Origin of the sequence: Mesorhizobium sp. M0052, assembly GCF_040323255.1 — a bacterium.
Lineage (GTDB): Bacteria > Pseudomonadota > Alphaproteobacteria > Rhizobiales > Rhizobiaceae > Mesorhizobium.
Window position 1 is genome coordinate 61,271 of sequence record NZ_JAMYUS010000022.1, and the last position, 15,722, is coordinate 76,992.

18 protein-coding genes are annotated in these 15,722 nt (G+C 62.9%); 9 read left to right on the top strand and 9 right to left on the bottom strand.

Going from position 1 to position 15,722, the window contains the following annotated elements:
- Nucleotide 1 precedes the first annotated feature (1 nt).
- Together NKJ77_RS25650 and NKJ77_RS25655 are read right to left on the bottom strand one after the other, a co-directional pair.
- The gene (locus tag NKJ77_RS25650) at nucleotides 2–1,312 is read right to left on the bottom strand and encodes a hemolysin family protein (protein WP_023683747.1); all 1,311 of its coding nucleotides are present in this window, start codon (nucleotides 1,310–1,312) and stop codon (nucleotides 2–4) included.
- Nucleotides 1,313–1,382: 70 nt separating this feature from the next.
- A complete protein-coding gene (locus tag NKJ77_RS25655) occupies nucleotides 1,383–2,060 on the bottom strand; it encodes an LssY C-terminal domain-containing protein (RefSeq protein WP_352535919.1) in 678 nt (225 codons plus the stop codon).
- A gap of 143 nt (nucleotides 2,061–2,203) precedes the next feature.
- On the opposite strand from NKJ77_RS25655, the gene NKJ77_RS25660 reads away from it, so the two are divergent.
- A complete protein-coding gene (locus NKJ77_RS25660) occupies nucleotides 2,204–2,923 on the top strand; it encodes a gamma-glutamylcyclotransferase (RefSeq protein WP_023831410.1) in 720 nt (239 codons plus the stop codon).
- 20 nt (nucleotides 2,924–2,943) lie between these two features.
- On the opposite strand, the gene NKJ77_RS25665 is transcribed toward NKJ77_RS25660, so the two are convergent.
- From NKJ77_RS25665 to NKJ77_RS25675, 3 genes are all read right to left on the bottom strand, one after another.
- Nucleotides 2,944–3,735 (bottom strand): extensin-like domain-containing protein, encoded by a 792-nt coding sequence (locus NKJ77_RS25665; protein ID WP_023831409.1) that lies wholly within the window; start codon nucleotides 3,733–3,735, stop codon nucleotides 2,944–2,946.
- A gap of 132 nt (nucleotides 3,736–3,867) precedes the next feature.
- Nucleotides 3,868–4,455 carry an extensin-like domain-containing protein gene (locus NKJ77_RS32415; protein WP_460221596.1) on the bottom strand — a complete coding sequence of 196 codons (588 nt, stop codon included), beginning with the start codon at nucleotides 4,453–4,455 and terminating at the stop codon, nucleotides 3,868–3,870.
- 687 nt (nucleotides 4,456–5,142) lie between these two features.
- Nucleotides 5,143–5,568, bottom strand: a complete 426-nt coding sequence (locus tag NKJ77_RS25675; RefSeq protein WP_023683751.1) for a DUF3775 domain-containing protein — start codon at nucleotides 5,566–5,568, stop codon at nucleotides 5,143–5,145.
- Between the two features lie 229 nt (nucleotides 5,569–5,797).
- On the opposite strand from NKJ77_RS25675, the gene NKJ77_RS25680 reads away from it, so the two are divergent.
- Both NKJ77_RS25680 and greA read left to right on the top strand, forming a co-directional pair.
- Nucleotides 5,798–6,334: a tetratricopeptide repeat protein gene (locus tag NKJ77_RS25680; protein WP_023695764.1), complete on the top strand. Its 537-nt coding sequence runs from the start codon at nucleotides 5,798–5,800 to the stop codon at nucleotides 6,332–6,334.
- Between the two features lie 287 nt (nucleotides 6,335–6,621).
- Nucleotides 6,622–7,095 carry a transcription elongation factor GreA gene (greA, locus tag NKJ77_RS25685; RefSeq protein ID WP_023671981.1) on the top strand — a complete coding sequence of 158 codons (474 nt, stop codon included), beginning with the start codon at nucleotides 6,622–6,624 and terminating at the stop codon, nucleotides 7,093–7,095.
- A 24-nt stretch (nucleotides 7,096–7,119) separates the two neighbouring features.
- Here the strand turns inward: greA and waaC are convergent, their stop codons facing one another.
- Genes waaC through rfaD form a run of 3 tightly spaced genes read right to left on the bottom strand, consistent with a single transcriptional unit; the run spans nucleotide 7,120 to nucleotide 10,021 of the window.
- On the bottom strand, nucleotides 7,120–8,094 hold the full coding sequence (gene waaC / locus NKJ77_RS25690; protein WP_023831407.1) for a lipopolysaccharide heptosyltransferase I: 975 nt from the start codon (nucleotides 8,092–8,094) through the stop codon (nucleotides 7,120–7,122).
- On the bottom strand, nucleotides 8,091–9,098 hold the full coding sequence (waaF, locus tag NKJ77_RS25695) for a lipopolysaccharide heptosyltransferase II (protein ID WP_023831542.1): 1,008 nt from the start codon (nucleotides 9,096–9,098) through the stop codon (nucleotides 8,091–8,093). The genes waaC and waaF overlap by 4 nt, the downstream gene beginning before the upstream one ends.
- On the bottom strand, nucleotides 9,071–10,021 hold the full coding sequence (rfaD, locus tag NKJ77_RS25700; protein ID WP_352535920.1) for an ADP-glyceromanno-heptose 6-epimerase: 951 nt from the start codon (nucleotides 10,019–10,021) through the stop codon (nucleotides 9,071–9,073). Before rfaD ends, waaF begins: the two co-directional genes overlap by 28 nt.
- A gap of 134 nt (nucleotides 10,022–10,155) precedes the next feature.
- Here rfaD and NKJ77_RS25705 point away from each other — a divergent pair, with 134 nt between their 5' ends.
- The 6 genes from NKJ77_RS25705 to NKJ77_RS25730 all read left to right on the top strand — a co-directional run bounded on the left by NKJ77_RS25705 (nucleotide 10,156) and on the right by NKJ77_RS25730 (nucleotide 15,090).
- On the top strand, nucleotides 10,156–10,788 hold the full coding sequence (locus NKJ77_RS25705) for a LysE family translocator (protein ID WP_023671977.1): 633 nt from the start codon (nucleotides 10,156–10,158) through the stop codon (nucleotides 10,786–10,788).
- Between the two features lie 124 nt (nucleotides 10,789–10,912).
- On the top strand, nucleotides 10,913–12,406 hold the full coding sequence (gene rfaE1, locus NKJ77_RS25710; RefSeq protein ID WP_023831405.1) for a D-glycero-beta-D-manno-heptose-7-phosphate kinase: 1,494 nt from the start codon (nucleotides 10,913–10,915) through the stop codon (nucleotides 12,404–12,406).
- Between the two features lie 8 nt (nucleotides 12,407–12,414).
- On the top strand, nucleotides 12,415–12,987 hold the full coding sequence (locus NKJ77_RS25715) for a D-sedoheptulose-7-phosphate isomerase (protein ID WP_023831404.1): 573 nt from the start codon (nucleotides 12,415–12,417) through the stop codon (nucleotides 12,985–12,987).
- Complete coding sequence (locus tag NKJ77_RS25720) at nucleotides 12,980–13,633, top strand: D-glycero-alpha-D-manno-heptose-1,7-bisphosphate 7-phosphatase (protein WP_023831403.1); 654 nt, start codon at nucleotides 12,980–12,982, stop codon at nucleotides 13,631–13,633. Before NKJ77_RS25715 ends, NKJ77_RS25720 begins: the two co-directional genes overlap by 8 nt.
- Before the next feature lie 207 nt (nucleotides 13,634–13,840).
- Complete coding sequence (locus NKJ77_RS25725; RefSeq protein ID WP_352535921.1) at nucleotides 13,841–14,605, top strand: hypothetical protein; 765 nt, start codon at nucleotides 13,841–13,843, stop codon at nucleotides 14,603–14,605.
- 11 nt (nucleotides 14,606–14,616) lie between these two features.
- Complete coding sequence (locus NKJ77_RS25730) at nucleotides 14,617–15,090, top strand: hypothetical protein (protein ID WP_352535922.1); 474 nt, start codon at nucleotides 14,617–14,619, stop codon at nucleotides 15,088–15,090.
- A 153-nt stretch (nucleotides 15,091–15,243) separates the two neighbouring features.
- On the opposite strand, the gene NKJ77_RS25735 is transcribed toward NKJ77_RS25730, so the two are convergent.
- Complete coding sequence (locus NKJ77_RS25735) at nucleotides 15,244–15,720, bottom strand: Lrp/AsnC family transcriptional regulator (protein WP_023689719.1); 477 nt, start codon at nucleotides 15,718–15,720, stop codon at nucleotides 15,244–15,246.
- Between the last annotated feature and the right edge of the window lie 2 nt (nucleotides 15,721–15,722).

Sequence of the window (15,722 nt, forward strand, 5' to 3'; positions counted from 1 at the left end):
GTCAACGCACCACTTCGCGATGGCCGCTGGGCAGCCGGGTGGCGATCAGCTTGTCGATGCGGCGGCCATCGAGGTCGACGACCTCGAAACGCCAGCCTTGCGCGTCGACGCATTCGCCGGTCGCCGGCAGATGGTGCATGTGCGACAGCACATAACCGGCGACGGTCTCGTAGTCGCGGTTTTCCGGCAGGTCGATACCGAGAACGTCAGCCATCTCGTCGGCTTGCATGTATCCCGCGAGCAGCCATGAGCCGTCCTCGCGCTTGACGGCGTTTTCCTCGTCGCCGGCGTCGGTATCGGCCCGGAAGACGCCGGTGATGGCCTCGAGGATGTCGGCAGGTGTGACGATCCCTTCGAAATGGCCGTATTCGTCATGCACCAGCGCCATCGGCACGTCGGATTCCTTCAGCTTCTGCAGCACATCCAGCGCGTCGGCCTGGTCGTAGACGATGGGGGCGGCGCGCACATGCTTGCGCGGATCGAGTGCGCGGCCGGCGAGCAGGGCGGCCAGCACGTCGCGCGTCTGAACAACGCCAACCATGACGTCGACGCCGCCGTCGCCGGCCGGCAGGCGCGAATGCTGGGTCTCCATCAAGAGCTTGCGGATGGCACCCTCATCGGACTGCAAATTGATCCAGTCGACCTCGGTGCGCGGCGTCATCACGGCGCGCACGGCGCGATCGCCGAGCCGCATGACGCCGGCGATCATGCGCCGCTCGTCAGATTCGATGGTGCCGTGGTGCTCGGCCTCGGCGACCAGCATCTTGATCTCTTCGTCGGTGACTTTTTCCTCGCTCTCGCCGCGCTGGCCGAGCAACCACAATATGGCGCGGCCGGAAATGTCGAGCAGGAACACCAGCGGCGCCGAGACGGTGGCGAGGATGGTCATCGCAGGCGCTGCGCGGGCCGCAACACGCTCGGGATCGCGCAGCGCGATCTGCTTGGGCACCAGTTCGCCGACGATCAGCGAGAAATAGGTGATGATCGCAACGACAATGCCGACGCCGAGCGGATCGGCGATGTTTTCGCGCATGCCGGTCGAGGCCAGGTACACCGACAGCCTGTCGCCCAGCGTGGCGCCGGAGAAGGCGCCCGACAGCACGCCGACCAGAGTGATGCCGATCTGCACTGACGACAGGAATTTGCCGGGATTGGAGCCGAGCGTCAGCGCACGCCCGGCGCCATTGACGCCGCGGTCGATCATCGCCTTGAGCCGCGCCGGGCGCGACGACACGATGGCGAGCTCGGACATCGACAGAAGGCCGTTCACACAGATGAGGACGACCACGGTGGCGATTTCGACGTATAGCATCAGGGCTCAATAGCATTGCGGCGGGCCGCAGGAAAATAGTCCGCGATGATTTTTGGAAAATGACAGTGGTTCAGGGGAATTGCCTGAGCACCCCGACAACAGCCTTGCCGTCGGTGAAATAGGGATCGCCGCCGCCGTTGCGTCCGGTCCTGGTGGCGCCGATGCCCGGGATGTCGCTCGCCGAGGTCACCATGCCGGCCGCCGACAGGTCGTGGATCACGAGATCGCGCTCGGCGTCGATGTCAGGGGCGATATGGTGGGTGATGGCGCCGGTATCGTGGCTGAGACCAACGCCGCGGTCGAAGCTGGCCGAGCCCATCCAGAGCGTTCGGCCGTCGTCGCCGGTCGCATCGCTGCGCCAGAAGCGGACATGATGGCGCCGGTCGGCGCTGCCGCCGACCGGCTTTTCGAAGGCGAGATCCTGGGCGCGGCCTTCGAACAGCAGCCGGCTGACCGGGGCGTCAGGATAGGGATGGTCGAACAGCACGCTCTCACCGATTTCGATCGCGGTCTTTAGCGTCACGCCATCGGCCGTATCCCATCCGGCCATGGCGAAGGCATGGACCATCTCTTTTTCGGTACCGACAAGGCCGATATTGATCGGGTCGCCCGGAATGCCTTGCGGCGTGTGTGTCACCATCTCGAAAGTCTGCGTGCGAAAGCCGCGGTCGCGAACCGTCCAGAATTCCGGCGCAGCGACATAGGCGAGGGCCAGCCAGACCGCCAGAAGAGCGGCGAGCCAGGTCAATGCGCGTCGTTGCAGGCTTCGTTCGGCTCATGAAAGCGGCTCGATCCGTGCGGTATCTGTGCCTGACGGACCCTGGAAATCAATGGCCAGCGGCGAGCAGCCGTTCTATCGTCGGCCATCGTTTTTGCGGGGGGTGAGCAGCAATGGGTAAGAAGCCGGTGGGTCGCAGCTCGATGGCATTGACCGCGGACCTTGTCGCAAGGGTCGAGCGTGTCGAACCGGATCCGGGTCCCGAGCCCGGAACAACCGAGCATACAGACGCGGAGTTCGATAGTCTTGTCGAGCAACTTCTGTCGGAGCATCGGCCTGAAGCGCTATGGGTCTTTGCCTACGGGTCGCTGATCTGGAACCCCGAATTTGCCCATGTCGAGCAGCGCCCGGCCACGGCGCCAGGATGGCACCGCTCGTTTTGCCTGACGCTGACCCGTTGGCGCGGAACCCGTGATTTGCCGGCGCTGATGCTGGCGCTCGATCGAGGCGGCAGCTGCAACGGCATCGTCTATCGGCTGCCCGCGGAAGACCATGTCGGGCAACTTGGCCAGTTGATGCGCCGCGAGATCGATGCCAATCCGCCGACTAACGTGCCATGCTGGATCAAGGTCAAGACCCAGGATGGGCCGTTGCGGGCCTTGGCTTTCGTCGCCGCGCCAGACGGCAGGGCCTATGCCGGCCGGCTGCCATTGGAGCAGGTTGCCGACACGCTGGCGCGGGCTGCCGGGCATTGGGGCTCGTCGGCTCAATACCTGTTCCGAACCGTCAGCAAGTTGGAAGAGAGCGGTATCCGCGACAGGAACCTTTGGCGCATCCAGGATCTGGTGGCCCAGCAAATCATCGCTTCCACCAGGAACGCCAATCCCGACTGATTTCTGAACGGTGAAACGCCTTAGCGGCAGGCGCGGTAGCCGCTTTTGCGGTTCTTGATGTCGAAATGGAAATGGTTGCGGTGATCGTAATTGTAGCCGGGACCGAGCACGGTGGTGAAATACTGGCAGCCGTCGGCACGCACATTGTTGAGGAAGCCGCGGGTGCGGAAGGCAAACAGGCCGGGCTTGCGCACGTCGATGTCGTCGCCGTTGTTGAGCTCGATGCTCATGACGTCGAGGGCGTTGCCCTTGCCGTGCTCGGACAGGACACCTTCGCCGGCGATGTTGCGGCAGGAATAGCTTGAGCCCTGGTGGATGGTCTTGACGCCCGAGAAATAGCGCCAGCGGGCGGAGGGAACCAGTTCGTTGCTGGTCCAGGCGGCGAAACTTGCGGCCATGTCGCAGGTCAATGTTGCGGCGGGCTTCATCTGGATGCCGCCGATGGCGGAGACCTTGACCGGCCAGTCTATGCCGCACTGTCCCTCACGGATCGGCTGGACATCGGTGTAGACGACGCGAAGGCGCTTCAGCTCGCCACGGCAATCGGTTTCGCTGGCCGGCATCTGCTGCGGCTCCGACTCCGACATCGGCTCGTCGATGCGCGGATAGGCGGCAGTCATGTAGGGATTGGACGGGACGAGCTTCTGCATGCCTTCATATTGCGGCACGGCCGCGGTCTGCGAGCCGACATCGACGGCCGGCTGCGGCGACAGCACGCTGCCAGTGTTGCAAGCCGAAACGGCGGCCAGCGCAAGACCGGCGGCCAGCATCGCTGCGCTTTTTGCCTTCGCGGCGCGAAATATTGCGGCCATGGGCGGAATCCTGTCCTTGATCGGTGGGATTTTAACGATCAAGGGTAAAGGAAAACTCAGCGTTCCCGTTCATGCCTGCGGCCGAAATGCGGCAGCCAGACCATCACCGGCATGACGATCACTGGAGGGCCATCACTGGCAGAAAGTGCCACCATTCCGGCGCGGTTCGAGATCGAGATGGAAATGCAGGGAATGGTCCGGGTCCGCGCCCGGTCCAAGCACGGTCTTGAACGGTCCGCAGGCGGCCTTGCGCACCGCATTGAGGAATTTGCCGTCCTTCTCGGGCGGCGTTGGACCGACTTCGACCTTTCTGCCATCCGACAACGTGAAGCTGGCAATATCGAGCGCGTTGCCGAAGGCATGTTCCGACAGATGGCGCGTGCCGTTGCGCGGCCGGCAGACAAAGGCCGATGCCTGGTTGATCGATTTCAGGTCGGCTCCGAACTCGGCTTTCGCCGCCGGCTGTATGATTTCGGCGGCAAAGCGGGCTGCCGCCTCGGCCATCGGGCAGTTGAGTTCGGTCGCGGGGCCGATGGCGATGGATTTTCCGAGCGACTTCAGCACCAGGGGATAGGGGATCGAGCAGCCGATGTCGGGATTGCTTTCCGCCTTATGCTCCTCGAATTCGACACCAAGGGCCGTCAGCCGCTCGCGACAGGCGACTTCCGCCGCCGGCATTTTTGCATCGGGCAAATCGGCCGAGCGCGGATCAGGCAGCATCTTCTTGTCGCCGGCATCGGGTTTTTCAGGTGGCTGCGGAGCAACGGCCGGCGGCTGAGCTTCAGGTTCCGGAGTGTCTGGCTTTTGTGTCGGAATCGGCACCGCGGCCGGCGGCTCGGGCTCGCTTTGCTTATCGGTCGACGGCTTCGGGGCTGACGGTCCGGGCCGCGCCTGCTTTCTAAAACGGGACTTTTCTTCGTTGAATCGATCGTCATTGGACCGGTTGGGCGCGCCAAGGGGGTTCGGACCTTCGGCCTTTTGCTTTTCGATCGGTGCCGCGCCGGTCTTCGGCGCCTCTGAAGGACGCGCCTCGGGCAGCGGGACAACGCGCGAGGGCTGCACCGGAACATCGGCGGGCGAGGGCTCTTTATCCGGGGTCTTTTGTTCCACCTGCTTTGGCGTGATGTGCCGCTGTGGCCTGGGCTTCTGGCGGTGTTTGCTGCGCGGCTTAGGATGCGAGTCGACCCGCGGTGAAAACAGCTGCTCCAACCGCTGTGACAGCGGCGTGTAATGCTTTTTGCGCTGTTTGGCGTCAGCTTGCGTCAGCAGGGGCGCCAGCAGCAGAGCCGTGACGACCATGACCAGTGCAACCCTGCATGTTCGGGAAAGTACAACAGACCCCATCGTCCTCAACGGCGCGAGCTCCCGGAGGTTGCCTGCGGCCCATCACGAACGGTAACCACGCCGTTACGCGCCAATCGCTTCCAGCCCTTCTTCCAGCCAGTCGGCCAAAAGCGGCATGCCGAGCAGGTATTTCGCCGTGCGCTTGTTGGCGCGGTCGCGCGCGGCGGCAACCGCATCGGACCATTCCGCTGCGTCATAGTCGCCGCGGCCGACCCAGGCCAGCGCGATCAACTCGGCCGCTTCGTCGACGTTGAGGTCGTTGATCAGCTCGCGCAGCTCTTCCTCGGTGAGGTCTTCCGCGCTTTCCTCCGCCAGACCGTCATGGTGGTGATTGGCATGTGATTCACCATCGAGCTCGACCTCATGCTCGGCACCGTCGGCATAGTCTTCGTTGACGGCAGCACTCAGTCCCTTTGCCTTGAGAATGAACAGGCGCACGGTGTCCGGGCCGATCGATAGCTCCCATTCCCGCTCACGGCGCTGTTGCACTCTCGGGCACCCCCGCTGATCGTTTCCCGAATGATAGCGGATTTGCAGCGCGCGTCACGTCATGTTCTGATCCCTGACTCCCGCCTTTGACCGAATTCAGGTCAGGCACGGCCGCACAAATAGTTTCGGCGGCTGCGGGTTTCCGGGATGAAAAGTCTGCATCCCGGCGTTAGCTTTTCATTATCGTCATTTTCCCTCAAGCTTGTCACTATCCCTCAAGGAGGCTCCGATGCATAAAAGAGTGTTGATCCAGGCGGCTGCGGCGCTTGTCGCGCTGCAGTTCTTTGCGGTTCCGGTGTTTGCGGCCGGCGGCGGTGGCGGTGGTACCGAAACCACCACCCAGTGCAAGAAGGGGCAGGTCTGGGACAAGAAAAAGCAGAAATGCGTCGCGCCGAAGTACGGCATGCTGGACGACGACAACATCTACGATGCTGGTCACGACCTGGCCATGGCCGGGCGTTATGACGAGGCGATCGCCGTGCTCAGCCTTGCCGCCAACAAGCAGGATCCGCGCATCCTCAACTATCTCGGCTATTCGCATCGCCATTCCGGCCGTGTCACCGTCGGCCTCGGCTATTACGAGGAAGCGCTGCGCATCAACCCGGATTACACGCTGGTGCGCGAATATCTCGGCGAGGCCCATCTGCAGATCGGCGACCTGGCCGGCGCCCAGGAGCAGCTGGCCGAGATCGAGAAGCGGACCGGCAAAGGTTCCCGCGAATACGGCATGCTGGCCGAACAGATCTACCATTTCATGAGAAGCTGACCCCACCCCAACGGCTTCTCTGGGCCGGCTGCGAGCAATCGCAGCCGGTTTTTGTTGTCGCAGCTGCAACACGCTGCACATGCCGTGACGGCAATTGCGCAAGTCGGCTCATGATTTTTCAAAGAGCCTGCTTTTTCAGCGTGAAAAACGCGCGAGGATCGCTATATTGGGGAAAATTGCGGTGAAACGGTTCCGTTAGCCCGAGGCTGCCGGACCCGTTTTCTTTTTATACCATCGACAAGGCTTTCCCCGAAATGCGGGGGTGGCGGCAGGAAAGGTCAGGCATCATGAACAAGGTCCCGATGACAGGCGAGGGGTTCGCGTCATTGAAGGAAGAGCTGCGTTGGCGCCAGCAGGAGGAGCGGCCGCGCATCATCGAGGCGATCTCCGAAGCGCGCTCGCATGGCGACCTGTCCGAAAATGCCGAATATCATGCCGCCAAAGAGGCGCAGAGCCTCAATGAGGGCCGTGTCAACGAACTGGAAGACTATATTGCTCGGGCCGAGGTGATCGACGTCACCAAGCTTAGCGGCGACAAGGTCAAGTTCGGCGCCACGGTGGTGCTGGTCGACGAGGACACCGAGGAAAAGAAGACCTACCAGATTGTCGGCGACCAGGAAGCGGACGTGAAATCGGGCCGTATCTCGATCTCATCGCCGATCGCGCGCGCGCTGATCGGCAAGGAAGTCGGCGACGCCATCGAGGTCAACGCGCCTGGCGGCGCCAGGGGTTATGAGATCGTCCAGGTGCAATTTATCTAGCACCTCAGATACTTCTGAAAGGCTCTAGGCTGGTGCTCGTGATTTGAGCGCCAGCTGCTTGTCAGCTTCCGCCACCACCTTCGCCGGCGTTAGGCGCTCCCCCGATGCGGCCAGCAACGTTGAGGCATATTGCCCGCGCGGGCCGGTCAAACCCGGCTCGGTCGCAAGGAACACCGCGACCGTCGGCAGGCCGAAGGCGCTGGCGAGGTGGGTCAGACCGGTGTCGGCGCCGATAACCAGCGTCGAGCGGCCAAGGATCGCGGCAATGTCTGCCAGCGGCGATCTCGGCACCACGATCGTTGACGGCACGGCTTTCGCGATTGCCTCGGCGACCGCCTTCTCACGCTCGTTCGACCAGGTGGTGACCGGCGTCATTCCGGTACCAACCAGCAGGCGAGCGGTTTCGATCCAGTCTTCGGCGGGCCATTTCTTGTCTTCGCGGCTGGTGCCGTGCAGCAGGAAGGCCGTCTTGCCGTCGATGCCGGCCAGGTGGCCCGGAGGCGGCACAATCCCGGATGCCAGGGTCGAAAGGTCGGGCTCGTAGCCGAGCGCCAGCCCGAACAGCCGGCGCGTGCGTTCGATGGCGTGCAGGTTGCGCGGCACGGCGTATTTGCGCTGGTAAAACAACGTTGCCGAGGGCTCCCGCGCGCTCGCGCGGTCGAAACCTGCGATTGGTGCCGCTGCCTGTTTCGCCACCAGGGCCGATTTCAGCAGCCCCTGAGCATCGATGACGAGGTCGTACTCGCCTGCTTGCAGAGCGCGGCGCAAGCTTGTCGCCTCCCGCCATGTGCCGGCGTTGAACAGATGCTTGCGCCAGCGCCGGATGGCGACGGTATGGATCTTTGCTATCGCCGGATGCAGCGCGACGATGGCGGCAAAGGCTTCTTCGACGCACCAGTCGAAGGCGATATCGGGGCGCTTGCGGCGTGCATCTTCGACGGCGGGGAAGGTGTGGGTGACGTCGCCCATCGAGGAGGTCTTGACGATCAAAACCTTCATGCGGCGGCCGGGAGTTCCAGCAACCTGTCCGCCGCCGCTGCCACTTGGGCAACGTCCAGCGTCTTCAGGCAGTTGAGGTGGCCGAGCGGGCAGATCTTCCGGTGGCAGGGCGAACAGGACAGATGCAACCAGATCAGTTCGCGCTGTTCAGCCAACGGCGGCGTGTTTTCCGGCGAGGTCGAACCGTAGACGGCAACGACCGGTGTGCCGACGGCGGCCGCGACATGCATCAGCCCGCTGTCGTTGGACACCGCCAGCCTGGCCGCGGCGATCAGGTCGATGGCGTCCTCCAGCCGCGTCTTTCCTGCCAGATCGACGACACCGGGCGCGAGTGCTGCGATCTCGGCGGTGACGTCGCGATCGTTCTTCGAGCCGAACAACGCGACCTCGAATCCTTTCGCCATCATCTCTCCGGCGAGGCCGGCATAGCTTTCGCTAGGCCAGCGTTTGGCCGGACCGAATTCGGCGCCGGGCATCATGGCGACGAATTTTCCCGGCTGCAGGTCGAAGCGGGCGAGCAACTCTTTCTGATTGCCGCCATCGACGGTCAGGTGCGGCGCCCGGAAATGGCCACCCTGGGCAAGACCGAAATAGGCCTGCGCGGTGCGCCGTTTGACGGCATCGGGCAGCGGCACGATGTCGGTCAGCAGGCCGTAGCGCATTTCCCGGAGATTGCCGAAACGGCGCGGAATGCGGGCAAAGAACGGGATCAGCGCCGATTTCCAACTGCCCGGCAGGACGTAGGCCATGTCGTAGCGGCCGCGCAGCAGGCGGCCGAAGCGGCGGCGAATGATGAATTCGAGCGCGCCGGGTTGCAGCGGGAAATCGATCTGCTGGCGAATCTCGGGCATGCGCTTGACCAGCGGGGTCGCCCAGGCCGGGGCAAGCACGTCGATGGCGGCGTTGGGATGGAGCTCCTTCAACGCTGAAAACAGGCACTGCGCCATGACCATATCGCCCACCCAGCGTGGGCCGATCACGAGGATCGTTGGGCTTTCAGCCATTCGACATAGTCTCTGACGCCGGTTTCCACTGTGCGGAATTGCCCGTTATAGCCGGCTGCACGCAAACGGGACATATCAGCCTGGGTAAAACTCTGGTAGCTGCCCTTGAGGTGATCGGGGAATTCAATGAACTCGATCTCGCCCTTGCCCAGCGTATCGATCACGGTCTCGGCAATGGCGCGGAACGGCTGGGCGCGGCCGGTGCCGCAGTTGAAGATGCCGCTCGAGCCGCGCTTCCACAGCCACAGATTGACGTCGGCGACATCGCCGACATGAATGAAGTCGCGGCTTTGTTCGCCGGGGCCGAAGCCGTCATGGGCGCCGAACAGCTTTGGGTTTTCGCCGCGCCCGACCTGATTGAACAGATGGAAGGCGACCGAGGCCATGGCGCCCTTGTGCGCCTCGCGCGGGCCATAGACGTTGAAGTAGCGCAGACCGGCGACCTGCGAATGATCGGTGTCGAACACAGTGCGCCTGACATAGTCGTCGAATAGTTTCTTCGAATAGGCGTAGACGTTGAGCGGCCGCTCAAGTGCGGAGTCCTCGCGAAACTCCGAACCGCCGCCGTAGACGGAAGCCGAGGAGGCATAGAGGAACGGTATGCGCAGCGAAAGACAGCCATGCAGCAAGCGCTTTGAGAAGGCGTAGTTCACGTCCATCATGAACTTGCCGTTCCATTCCGTGGTGGTCGAGCAGGCGCCCTGGTGGAAGACGGCCTCGACGCGGCCTAGGTCGCCGGCTTCCAAGGTGGCCAAGAATTCGTCCTTGTCGAGATAGTCGGCTATCTGCAAATCGGCCAGGTTGGCGATCTTGTGGCCGTCGGTGAGGTCGTCGACGACGAGGATGTCATCATGGCCTTCGGCATTGAGTGCGGCGACGATGTTGGAGCCGATCATGCCGGCCCCGCCCGTGACGATGATCATGAATGCCTCTGGTTGCTTGCGATTCCGGTCCTTATAAGGGAGGCCAAGCGTACTGTCGATGAAGCACCACGACGCCACAGTGAGACCGCGAAGCGGCCCGCTTTATTCGAGGCCCGCAAGCTAGGGGACAAAAAATGCCGTCGACCGAACTGCTCATTGCGTTTTTCGCCACCACGGCGATCTTTGCCTATATTCCAGGACCGGCGATGCTCTATGCCGCCGCGCAGACCATGGCGCGCGGGCGCTGGTCGGGGCTGACGGCGGCACTTGGCATCCATCTTGGCGGTTATTTCCATGTCTTTGCGGCTGCCGCCGGGCTGTCGGTGCTCTTCCATGCGGTGCCGCCGCTCTACATGGCGGTCAAGCTCATCGGCGCGCTCTATCTGATCTGGCTTGGCGTGTCCTTGTTCCGCAAGCGCGGGGACGGTGACACGGCGCTGCCGGCGATCGAGCGCAAATCGGCGCGCCGGGCATTTTTCGAGAGCATCACCGTCGAAGTGCTCAATCCGAAGACGGCGATCTTCTTCATGGCGTTCCTGCCACAGTTCATCGATGCCTCGGCGGGGTTCCCGGTGTGGCTGCAATTCGTCGTGCTGGGCACCATCGTCAATTTAATGTTCTCTTCGGCAGATATTGTCTGCGTGTTGCTGGCAGGCATGGTGATCGCCCGGCTGAAGCGCTCCAGCCGTGCGCAGCGCATCATGCAGCGGGCGGGCGGGGCGGTGCTGGTCGGACTGGGCGTCCACGTCGCGTTGCAGAAGAGCTGACGGCCGCCCTGACGTTGCGCTGCGCGGATTTGCGGTATATCGGCTTCGCCATGAACGATCCGGCCCGTAAATTGACAATTTTCAGCGTGATTGAGGTCGGCCTTTCCCTCGCATTGCCAGTGACATGATCAAGCACAATCCGCCTTCGCCCGAACCTTTGCACCGCGCCATTGCCCGCTTTGGCGACGTTGCCGTGCTGGTGGTCGGCGACTTCATCCTCGACCGTTTCGTCAACGGCGTCATCGAGCGCATCTCGCCGGAAGCGCCGATCCCGGTGCTGCACGGGCGCGGCGAGACCTCGACGATGGGCGGCGCAGGCAACGTTGTCGCCAACATCGTCTCGCTGGGTGCCAGCGCTATTCCCATATCGGTGATCGGCACCGATGTGGCCGGCGACAATCTGGTGCGCATGCTGCGCGAACTCGGCGCCGACACGGTGGGCCTGGCGCAGGAGCGCGGTCGCATGACGTCGTCGAAGAGCCGCTTCAGCGCGCTCAATCAGCAGGTGCTGCGCTTCGATGAGGAAGAGATCAAGCCGCTCGACGACAAGGAACGGGCGGACCTGGTCCGGCATTTTCGCGCCGCACTCACGCGCGCCGACATCGTCATTCTGTCCGACTATGGCAAGGGCATCTTGCTCGACGGCGTCGCCGCCGACCTGATCGCCATCTGCCGCGAGGCGGGAAAACCGGTGCTGGTCGATCCCAAGGGCCGCGACTATGCGCGCTATGCCGGCGCGACCGCCATCACGCCCAACCGCAAGGAGCTTGGCGAAGCTGTCGGTCGCCCGGTTTTCGCCGACGACGAGATCGTCGCGGCGGCACGCCAGCTGATTTCGGCGCATGGCTTCGAGTTCGTCGTCGCCACCCGCAGCGAAAAGGGCATGAGCGTCGTCGGCGCGGATGAGGCGCGCCACATCGCCACCCAGGCGCGCGAAGTGTTCGACGTTTCGGGCGCCGGCGATACGGTGATCGCGAGCTTCGCGCTGGCTCTGGCCGCGGGCGCCGATCGCGTCATGGCCGCCTCCATCGCCAATGCCGCCGGCGGTGTGGTGGTGGGCAAACGCGGCACCGCGCGGCTGACCGTGGAGGAACTCACTGGCGCGCTGTTCCGCTCGCACGGCCCGACCGCCCACAAGGACGCCATCCTCGATGCCGCATCGGCCGCGCGCATGGTGGCGGCGTGGAAGGACGAAGGCCTGAGCGTCGGCTTCACCAATGGCTGCTTCGATATATTGCATGCCGGCCATGTCAGTCTTCTCCACGCGGCGCGCAGCCAGTGCGACCGGCTGGTGCTCGGCCTCAACAGCGATGCCTCGGTGCGTCGGCTGAAAGGCGCCGGGCGCCCGGTCAACGATCAGCATGATCGTGCCTGCGTGCTCGCCGCCCTGGCCTCGGTCGATGCGGTCGTGGTGTTCGAAGAGGATACGCCGCTGGCGCTGATCGAGGCGCTTCTGCCCGACATTCTGGTCAAGGGCGCCGACTACACGGTCGAAACCGTTGTCGGCGCCGATGTGGTGCAGAAGGCGGGCGGGCGCGTCGTCCTGGTCGACCTTGTCGCCGGCAAGAGCACCACCGGCACGATCGGCAAATTGCGCGCCGGCGGCGGTACCAACTGAGGGATTTCATGTCCGGACTGAATGACTACCTGGTCCGCTCGGCGGCCGCGATCACCGCGACAGTCGAGCGTGACCTGACCGCCGAGATGGAACGTGCTGTGAGTGCGGTCGTCGCCGCGCTTTCCTCGGGCAAGGCGCTGCTGGTCTGCGGCAATGGCGGCTCGGCCAGCGACGCCATCCACATTGCCACCGAACTGGTCGGCCGCTTCCTTAAGGAGCGCAAGGCCTACAATGTGATTGCGCTGCCGGCCAACGCGGGCATGCTGACCGCCTGGGGCAATGACTATGGCTTCGACACCGTGTTTTCGCGCCAGGTCGAAGCGCATGGCGCGGCCGGCGGCGTGCTTCTGGCGATCTCGACCAGCGGCAATTCGCCGAGCATTCTGGCTGCCGCCGAACGGGCGCGCATGATGGGCATGACGGTGGTCAGCCTCACCGGCGACGGCGGCGGCAAACTCAAGCCGCTCACCGACATACTGCTCAACGTGCCCTCGACCTCGACGCCGATCATCCAGCAGGGACATCTCTGCCTCTACCACTATCTCTGCGAGGTGGTGGAAGACCGTCTGTCGAATGGCTGACACCGGGGCCTACGGCCCATACCCGCTGGCTGAACCCGGCCTGTGGGTCGAGCGGGTGGGTTTGCAGTCCTTTCTCGCTGGGACGCCGGCGCTGTTCTTCGACCGCGACGGCACCATCAATGTCGATACGGGTTATCCCGACGATCCCGCCAAAATGGTGCTGCGCGACGGCATCGTGCCGGTCATCGCGGCCGCCAACCGGGGCAACATCCCGGTGGTCATCGTCACCAACCAGTCCGGCATCGCGCGCGGCTATTTCGGCTGGAAGGAATTTGCCGCGGTCAACGGCCGGGTTCTCGAGCTGCTTGCCACCGGCGATGCCTTCGTCGACATGGTTCTGGCCTGCGCCTACCACGAGGCGGGCAGCGGGCCACTGGCGGTCGCCGACCACCCGATGCGCAAGCCCAATCCGGGCATGCTGCTCGAGGCCCAGCAGTGCCTCGGCCTCGATCTCAAACGCTCGCTGATCGTCGGCGACAATCCCGCGGATATGCAGGCTGGACAACGTGCCGGCCTGCCGCGCGGCTGGCTGGTGGATGGCGAGGGAAGTAATGAGCCGGGCTTCGAGGTTCTGCCGCTGCGCAACCCCGATGATCTGGAACGGCTTTTGAGGGCTGTCGAGTCGCTCGGATCGAGACTGATTTAGCTTTCCGGATCTGTTGCGATCGCAATCTCAATGGGTTAGCTTGAGCGTTTCACCGTTTCGCAGAAACGGCGAGCCGATACATTTCTTTGCTTTGACGCTATTCCCCAGGAAAGCACCACGCTCTTTTGCGGAAAAACTGCAGAGATCAGACATCATTCAAGCAAGAAATTTGCAGATGTCATTCCATCGAAGAACGAGGGGAATTCATTGAAGAAAGCAATCTCTGTTGCCGTTGTCTTGTTGATATTGGCTGTGCTTTCAGCCGTGGGGTATGTCTGGCAAAAACACGGCGTGTACGGGCTCAATGCACTTCTTCGCCGCGGCGGAAGCTACTGGATCGCCGTTGCACCCGACGATGCGCGTCTCTCGCCTGCCATGCAGCTTGCGTTGAAATCGGAAATTCCTGATGTGACTGCTGGAGCCAGCTCATGGAATGAAACCGAGCCTGGATTCCAGGTCAGAGAAATCCCCGTCATGGCGGGCGACCGTGAAATTGACCGGCTCTATCTCAACCGTTTCGATCCAGCCAAATTCCGTTTCGTTGCCCGTAACGAGCCCAGTGGTGCCAAGGACATCGACCAGTGGGAAGCGGCACTCAATCCACAAGGCACAGGCGGCACCGTTCTGATCGTCAATGGCAGCTATTTCGGACTGAAGGGCGAAGCCGACACGCCCTTTGTCAGCATGGGTGCGAGGCTCGGGCCGGATGAATACGATGCGAAGGCCGGCGCCTGGTTCGTGAATGCCTCCGGCACGCATGTGGTCGATCTCAATTCACGTGACTGGCGCGCAGTCACGGAGAATGCCGAAAACGCTATGGTTTCCTATCCATTGCTTGTCGGTGAGGACGGCCGCAACAATGTACGCGCCAAGAGCAACTGGTTGGCCAACCGCACCTTATCGCGGAAGATCGTCAGGGCTGGATCATCGTCGGTTCAACCAAGGACGCTTTCTTCTCGCTGGACCGGCTAGCAAACTTCCTGTTGCAGACCGACCTCGATCTCAAGACGGCGCTAAACCTCGATGGCGGGCCTGTTGCCTGCCTCAGCGTCCGCTCCGGGAACTACCGGTTGAAACACTATGCCAAGTGGGAAGCCCAGGTCGCGGATGGCGACGTCTCACTGCTTCAAGCACCGCTAGATGTGCCCTGGGGATTGCCTGTTGTTCTCACGGTGGAGCCGCAGGTAGCAGATCCTGCCCTTGGCAGGGTGGGTCAAAGTACTCCCTATTCCGTAGCTGAAACCGGATGGCATATTCAACCTTGGCCGCTCATGTTCACGCAATCTGACCCGGAATACCCTACGATTTCGGCGCCAGAATTCGCTTTCTGGCTCATATTCGTCGTCAACATGATTGTGATCGGCGCGGCGTTCTCGCGTCAAAAAACATTTTCCGTCTCAAATGGTTGCCGCATGTCATCACATTCGTCTGGCTTGCTTGCTCACCTATTTTGCTAGCCTTTTTAGCTTTGCCGGAGATGTCCCCTGGTGAGAGCCCCGGCCCTGGGGACGGCTTCATTCTTTTGCCAGTTGTCGGAGAGGTAGCAGTGTGTCTGTTGGGGTATGTCTTGGTCGGCGTCGCACATGCTTTTTCGAAGTTAATCTCGCTTATCAGGCGCTGAACGCCACCAGCCCTTCGTCCTTGACGCGGCGGATGGTCAGCGCGGTGCGCACCGTGTCGACATTCGGCGCCGAAGCCAGTTCTTCGATGACGAAGGTCTGGAAGGTGCCGAGATCACTCGCCACGCAATGCAGCAGGAAGTCGGATTCGCCCGAGACCATCCAGGCGTCGCGCACGATCGGCCAGCCGCGAGTGCGCTCGGCGAAAGCTTTGAGCTCCGCGTCGGCTTGGTGATGCAGGCCGATCAGGCAGAAGGCGACGACATCCATGCCGAGCGCCGGCGCGTTGAGCAAGGCGCGATAGCCTCTGATGATGCCGGTTTCCTCCAGCCGCCGGACACGGCGCAGGCAGGGCGGGGCGGAAATGCCGACACGGCTCGACAGTTCGACATTGGTCATGCGCCCGTCGGCCTGAAGCTCGCGCAGAATCTTCCAGTCGATGGCATCGAGGTCGGCTTTCAGGGGCATGG